The sequence below is a fragment of the Streptomyces sp. NPDC059875 genome, assembly GCF_042731085.1.
In the GTDB taxonomy this organism is placed as follows: Bacteria; Actinomycetota; Actinomycetes; order Streptomycetales; family Streptomycetaceae; genus Streptomyces.
This window is the reverse complement of the sequence record NZ_JBHWJZ010000010.1, coordinates 207,498-214,071: the sequence shown is the minus strand read 5'-3', so window position 1 is coordinate 214,071 and position 6,574 is coordinate 207,498. Positions and strand designations below refer to the sequence as shown.

General features: G+C 72.0%; 7 protein-coding genes. 2 read left to right on the top strand and 5 right to left on the bottom strand.

The window, feature by feature from the left end:
- Positions 1–248: 248 nt before the first annotated feature.
- The gene (locus ACFV9D_RS15720) at positions 249–1,109 is read left to right on the top strand and encodes an alpha/beta fold hydrolase (protein WP_385145682.1); all 861 of its coding nucleotides are present in this window, start codon (positions 249–251) and stop codon (positions 1,107–1,109) included.
- 6 nt (positions 1,110–1,115) lie between these two features.
- Here the strand turns inward: ACFV9D_RS15720 and ACFV9D_RS15715 are convergent, their stop codons facing one another.
- The gene (locus ACFV9D_RS15715) at positions 1,116–2,042 is read right to left on the bottom strand and encodes an NYN domain-containing protein (RefSeq protein WP_385145680.1); all 927 of its coding nucleotides are present in this window, start codon (positions 2,040–2,042) and stop codon (positions 1,116–1,118) included.
- Between the two features lie 183 nt (positions 2,043–2,225).
- Here ACFV9D_RS15715 and ACFV9D_RS15710 point away from each other — a divergent pair, with 183 nt between their 5' ends.
- The gene (locus ACFV9D_RS15710; protein ID WP_318103221.1) at positions 2,226–2,378 is read left to right on the top strand and encodes a hypothetical protein; all 153 of its coding nucleotides are present in this window, start codon (positions 2,226–2,228) and stop codon (positions 2,376–2,378) included.
- 95 nt (positions 2,379–2,473) lie between these two features.
- On the opposite strand, the gene ACFV9D_RS15705 is transcribed toward ACFV9D_RS15710, so the two are convergent.
- From ACFV9D_RS15705 to ACFV9D_RS15690, 4 genes are all read right to left on the bottom strand, one after another.
- Positions 2,474–3,079 (bottom strand): MarC family protein, encoded by a 606-nt coding sequence (locus ACFV9D_RS15705; RefSeq protein WP_385145678.1) that lies wholly within the window; start codon positions 3,077–3,079, stop codon positions 2,474–2,476.
- 726 nt (positions 3,080–3,805) lie between these two features.
- Entirely contained in the window at positions 3,806–4,666 is an 861-nt protein-coding gene (locus ACFV9D_RS15700) for a PHP domain-containing protein (RefSeq protein ID WP_385145676.1), read from the bottom strand.
- Between the two features lie 125 nt (positions 4,667–4,791).
- The gene (locus tag ACFV9D_RS15695) at positions 4,792–5,430 is read right to left on the bottom strand and encodes a DUF6758 family protein (protein ID WP_385145674.1); all 639 of its coding nucleotides are present in this window, start codon (positions 5,428–5,430) and stop codon (positions 4,792–4,794) included.
- A 237-nt stretch (positions 5,431–5,667) separates the two neighbouring features.
- The gene (locus ACFV9D_RS15690; protein WP_385145672.1) at positions 5,668–6,252 is read right to left on the bottom strand and encodes a suppressor of fused domain protein; all 585 of its coding nucleotides are present in this window, start codon (positions 6,250–6,252) and stop codon (positions 5,668–5,670) included.
- Positions 6,253–6,574 lie beyond the last annotated feature (322 nt).

Genomic DNA, 6,574 nt, shown 5'->3' with positions numbered 1-6,574 from the left:
TATGCCCGCGGCCGCCCCCCCCGACACCTGCGCCCCCCCCCACCCCCCGGGGCCGCCCGGCACCTGCCCGGGGAGCGGGCCGCCCTGTCGTTTCGCCACCGGCCGGGGAGTCCCCGCACGCGGAGGCCGTCGATGCGGCTCTCGAACCCGTCGATACAGCTGTCGAGAACGAGAGCCCCTGAGGCGAAAAGGATCACCCCGGAGGTCTGCCTCGGTGACCGGTCCCGAGGTGCGGTTACAGTCCCTCTATGAGCAAGCCCCGGTCCCTGGCGCGGCCGCCGCGCACCCGCGCCTACCGGCTCGTGACGGCACGCGGAGACTTCGCCGTCCTGGACACCGCACCCGACGGCGAGGCCCGCGGCACGGTACTGCTGCTGCCCGGCTACACCGGCAGCAAGGAGGACTTCCTCGCGCTGCTCGGGCCGCTGAGCGACGCCGGGTACCGCGCCGTCGCGGTCGACGGCCGGGGCCAGCACGAGACACCGGGGCCGCGGCACCGGGGCGCCTACAGCCGACGGGCGCTGGCCCTCGACGCCGTCGCCCAGGCCGCGGCGCTCGGCGACGGGCCCGTGCATCTGCTGGGGCATTCGTTCGGCGGACTGGTGGCGAGGGCGGCGGCCTGGATGGCGCCGGAGGCGTTCCGTTCGCTGACCCTGCTCTCGTCGGGGCCCGGCCGGGTGGCCCGGCCGCAGCGCGTCCGCGTCCGGGTGCTGCGCGGGGCGCTCGCGCTGCTGTCCAAGGAGCGCGTCTGGCGGGCGACGCGCTGGCTGGACAGCCGGGGCGAGGAGCCGGGCGTGACCGACCCGCCGGAGATCGTGAGCTTCCTGCGGCGCCGCTGGATGCGCACACGGATCGTCCAACTCTCCGCGGCGGGGCGGCTGTTGCGGCGAGACCGGGACGGTACGGCGCAACTGGCGCGGCTCACCGTGCCGTTGCACATCGCCTACGGGGACGAGGAGATGGTCTGGCCGACGGCGAGCCTGGCGGAGGCGGCGCGGCGGACCGGCGCCCATCACACGGTGGTCGCGGGCGCGGGCCACTCCCCCAACGTGTCCCATCCGCAGGAGCTGGCCGACCGGCTGACCGCGTTCTGGGAGCGCTGCCCGTAGGGGTCCTCAGTACTGGGCCTGGAGGTGCTGCCAGAACCCGTCCCGCAGCGCCCTTCTCAGCGCCGCGTGCCCGCGCAGGGAACGGCTGAGCAGCTTCTCCGCCTCGATAAGAAGGTCCTGGTCGACCGGTCCGGGCAGATACGGATGCCCGGGCAGCAGCTCGGCCAGTGCGTCGCGGCCCCGTTCGACGAGCCAGGTCGCGGCGATCTGGGCACCGACGAAGCGGACCTCGTCGCGCGAGGGCGGGGGCTCGCCCTCGTTCTCGTACGTCGTGACGGGTCGGCGGGTGACGTAGGGGCGGCAGAAGTCGAGGTCGAAGGTGCGCTGGCTGTCGACCTCCCAGAGCAGCGGCTCGGCCTGGTTGCGTCCCTCGGCGGCCTCGATGCCCCAGAGGTGGACGCGGGCTCCGTACCCCTGGGCGGCCTCGACGGCCGAGACGAGGTCCTCGTCGCCGCCGACGAGGGCGGCGTCGCTGATGGCGCGGTGCCGGGCGAGGGACTCCAGGTCGGTGCGGATGAGGGAGTCGACGCCCTTCTGCTGATTGTTGGCGTTGAGGTTGCCGAGGCGGACCTTGACGTCGGGCAGCTCGGCGATCGACTGCTGCTCGGGGGTGTGGATCCGGCGCCGCGCGCCGTCGTACCAGTACACCCGCAGCAGCCGGCTGTCCGCGAAGATCGTGCGGGCCTTGTCGATGAAGGCCTCGATCAGCCCCTCGGCGTCGAGGTCGAAGGAGCGGCGGTCCTCGGTGCCCGCGACCAGCAACCCGGCCGCAGCATAGACGTAACCTGCGTCGACGAAGATGGCATGAGTCGAAGGGGTTTTCGCCACCTCGGCCAGCATCCGCTGGAGGAGCTCATTGGTGCGCTCCAGGCGGACGCCGAGGTCACGGACCGGGTCGCCGGGCGTCGTCTGTGGTGTCTCTGCGTCGTTCATACCGGCCTCATTCTCCGCCGGTCCGGGCCCGCCCGCCAACGTCCCCTACCGGTTAGTAGTTAGACATCCAAAAAATTTCCTTAGCGTAGGGAATGTTTGCAGGATGCATCCCGTTGGACCAGTACGTAACACGCAACGCAGTTCTCCACCAGGAGGATCAACTCCAGACGAAGGGAGAAGCCCATGCGCTTCGAAATCCTGCGACTCGACGACATCGACGGCACGCCCGTCGACCGGACCGTCGTGGACGCCGCCTCCGTCAACCGGATCGTGCAGCAGGCCGCCTCGATCGGCCAGCGCATCTGGATCCGCCCGGCCGACACCACGGCCTCATAACAAGGCAACCGCTCAGACGCACCGCGCCCCCGCATGGACTCCGTGAACCGGAATCCGTACGGGGGCGCAGTGGTGTGCGGCTCCGACCTGGGCCTCTAGGCTCCCTGGACGATCTGCGTCACACCGTTGATGATCTGCTGCACGGCGATGGCCGACAGCATCATGCCGGCGAGCCGGGTCACCAGCACGACACCGCCGTCCTTGATGACGCGGATGATCACCAGCGAGTAGCGCATGGTCAGCCAGAGCACGACGTGCATGGCGACGATCGCGGCCCAGACCGAGACCTGGGCGGCGGCGCCGTCGGCGTGCTGCACGGCGAGGATCACGGACACGATCGCACCGGGCCCGGCGAGCAGCGGCATGCCGAGGGGGACGAGGGCGACGTTGACGTCCTTGGTCTGCTTGGGCTCGTCGGTCTTGCCGGTGAGCAGGTCGAGCGCGATGAGCAGCAGGAGCAGACCGCCCGCGATCATCAGGGCGGGGACGGACACGTGGAGATAGTCGAGGATCTGCTGCCCGAGGATGCCGAAGACGGTGATGACGCCGAAGGCCACGGCGACGGCCTGCCAGGCCATCCGCCGCTGGACCTTGGCGGGCCGGCCGGAGGTGAGGGCGAGGAAGATCGGGGTGATCCCGGGGGGATCCATGATCACAAAAAGGGTGAGAAACAGCGAGCCGAAGACGGCGACGTCGAACACGATGAGCCTTGCGATGTGGGGTGTACGAGGGGTGGGTGTGCGCCCTGAGGCGGGCGCGGTGGGGTGGATGGGTGGCGTGGGCCGGGCGGGACCCCCGGGCGACCGGGACGGACCGGACTCCCCGCGGGCCCCTGCCGGTGCCTCCGCCGGAGGCCGGACCAGGAGTGCGAACAGACCCGCCGATGCCTCCTGCGGAGAGCCGACCTGACTGCCCTCGGGCCCCTGCCGGGGAACTCCGTGGCAGCGCGTCCGGGCTTCCGCCGGGCCGATACCGAGGGGCTCCGCGGGGCGCCGGCCGAGGTGGCCACCGCCGGGGCGGCGCGGCGTCCCGCCAGGCCCACCGGGCCCGCCGAAACGCCGGTCGGAGCTTCCCGCAGCGGGTTCCGGCAGTGACCTGACGAGGACTCCGCCAGCGGCCCGACCGACCTCGCCGGAGGACTCCGCCAGGAACCGACCGGACTCCCGCCTGAGGATTCCGCCGGGATCCGACTGGGCTCCCACCGGGGCCGGACCAGAAGGCACCCGACCGGACTCCCACGAGGCGCCCGACCGGGACCCCCGCCGGAGGACCCGACCAGGCTCCCGCCAGAGGCCCCGCCGGGAGCTTTCCGGCGGTGTTCGGTCACCAAGGCGTCAGGTGCGTGGCCACCCAGGACTGCGGTCGGCACGGCGGGGGCAGCCCGTGAGGGGCCGGTCACCGAGGGCCGGGAGCAGGGCCTTCAGGGGCTACGCGAGTCCTCCCGTGCCCGGGACCGGGAAGGCGCCCGTGGCGCGGCGGGTGATTTCGCCGTAGATCTCGGGGTCGGTGGTGAAGTCCCCGAGGCGGCACGTCTTGCGGCTGCCGTGGTAGTCGCTGGAGCCCGTGGCGAGCAGCCCGAGCTCCTTCGCGAGCCCGCGCAGCCGCGCCCGCGTCGCCTCGTCGTGGTCCATGTGGTCGACCTCGATGCCGTCGAGGCCGGCCTCCGCGAGCCGGGCCATCGCGGACTCCGGCACGACCTCGCCGCGCTTGACGGCGAGCGGGTGCGCGAAGACCGTGACGCCGCCGGCCGCCTTGACGAGCCGGATCGCGTCGAACGGGTCGAGCTCGTGCTTCTCGACGTACGCGCGTCCGCCGTCCGCCAGCCACTCCTGCGTGAACGCCCCGGACACGTCCGGTACGACGCCGAGTTCGACCAGCGCCTCCGCGACGTGCGGGCGGCCCACCGAGCCGTCCCCCGCGATCCGGGCGACCTGCTCCCAGGTGACGGGGACGCCGAGCTCCTGGAGCTTGCCGACCATCGCCCGGGCGCGCGGCACCCGGTCGTCCCTGACCAGCTCGCGCTCGGCGGCCAGTTCGGGCTCGTCGGGGTCGAAGAGGTAGGCGAGCATGTGCAGCCCGACCCCGTCGATCCGGCAGGACAGCTCGGCTCCGGTGACGAGGGTCAGCCCCTCGGGAAGCGCGGCGATCGCCTCGGCGTACCCACGGGTCGTGTCGTGGTCGGTGAGGGCGACGACGTCGAGTCCGGCGGCGGCCGCGTTGCGGACCAGCTCGGCCGGGGTGTCCGTGCCGTCCGACGCCGTGGAGTGGGTGTGCAGGTCGATGCGCACGACGCGGTACTCCAGGGTTCGGGGCGGACGAAGGGGACGCTCCAGCATAACGGGGGATTCGAACACCCCCACCCCGCTCGGCCGCGAAGGCCCGGCCCCCTACCCCCTGACCACCCCACCGCCCCCTACGCCAGCAGACGCGGCGTCAGCGCCCCGCACGGCAGCAGCTCGACCTCCGCACCCGCGTCCCGCAGGTCGGTCAGCACCAGCTCGTCGTACATCAGAAGGCCCGACTGCTCGGGCCACACGATCGCCCACAGCCACAGCCCGCGCGCCTCCCCCGCGAAGACCGCGCGGTCCTGCGGCGCGCCGTTCACGTGCCACAGCGGCGTCGGCCGTCCGGCGGCGAGCACCTTGGTCTGGGCGGGCTTCTCGATGGACATGTGGGGACCGGGGTCGGGTCCGTCGATCCCGGCGTACCGCGCGCCGAGTCCGACACCGAGCTCCTCGGCGATGAGCAGCAGCTCGCCGATCCCCCCGAGCGGCCCGGGACCGGAGCAGGCGACGGCCGTCGCGCGCCCTCCGCTGCGGTCGTCACCGGCGTACGCGACGCCGGTGAAGAGCCATCCGACGGGCAGGGGCCACGGCATCCACACCGGCACCTGGGCCCGGTGCACCACGACACCTAGGGCCTCGACGCTGGGCGGGATCACGGGTTGCAGCGGGTGCACCGAGCCGTGCACGTCGCACTGCCAGGAGTCGGCAAAAAGACCGGGCGCCCTGACCCGGCCACCGCACTTCGGGCAACTGGGTTCGCCCCTCATAGAGCCCAACGGTCCTACCCCGCCGCGTCCGCGTCAAGGACGATCACCCGTCCGGCCCGACCAGTTCACCCCGAGTGATAAGTGCAACGTACAGCTACTGGCTCGCCCGACTCATTCTGTGCATATCGCAATCATCTCGACGCCGTCGGGATGCATGTCACCGGCTTCGTCTCCCCGCCGGATCGGCGCGGGCCGTCGGACCCTGCCCACGGCCCGCGCCGACGCGGCGCCCTGCCCCTAGTCCAGCGATACGGACCTGCGCACCGGATCCCGCAGGTCCGTGCCGCTCGTCAGCCAGCGCTCCTCCAGGGCCTTCGCCCCGTGGACCCGCTTCCACGCCGCCTCGTTCGGCGTCATCGGCAGCAGCGGAAGGAACCGGACGGGATCCATCGGGTCGTCGAGGTCCAGGTCCGCCACGAGACCGCCCGGCTCCGCGACCAGCACCGAGCTGAACGGGGCCCCTGGCCACAGGGGTTCACCCACGTCGAGCGAGGCGCCGGCGGCCACGACCACGCCCTCGACCTGCGGGGTCGAGGCGAGGACCGCGAGCGGGCGCAGCACCTTGTCGGTCTCGGCGAGCCCGGCGCGTACCGACAGCACCAGTTCCGCGCGAGGGCCCTTCACCGGGTCGGCGAGCGCGGACGTCGGGTCGGTCATCGGGTGTGCGGACATGCCGAGGGTGGCGTACCGCACCACATCGCCGTCGATGAAGCGGAGCACCTCGATCCGGTCCGTGCCGAGAAACGTCACCGCGGCCCGCGCGTCGGGCTCACCGAGCGTCGTACGCAACCGGGCCTCGACCAGAGCAAGAACTTCTCCCATGACTTGAGCATAAAGCGCGTACGGAACGGGCAAACGAAGGGATTGACCCTCTGTCGGCTGATAGTCTTGGCCGCTGGTCGGGACTCCCGACTACTCGTCATCCCCCATGGGGGACCGGCTGGAGGAGGTGGGGCTGCGTGGATCGAAGTCGATCGGGCAGTACCAACCGCTCTTCCGCCCCGCACCCGAGCCCGGTGCGTTCTTCCCGGTGATCTGAGGCCTTCCGCACCCGGTCCGCCCCGTCATCCGGCATCTCGCACGACGGAAGAGCACTTCGCCTTTGCCTGTCTGTAGCGAACGCCGTCACCGCGAATCCGCGGTG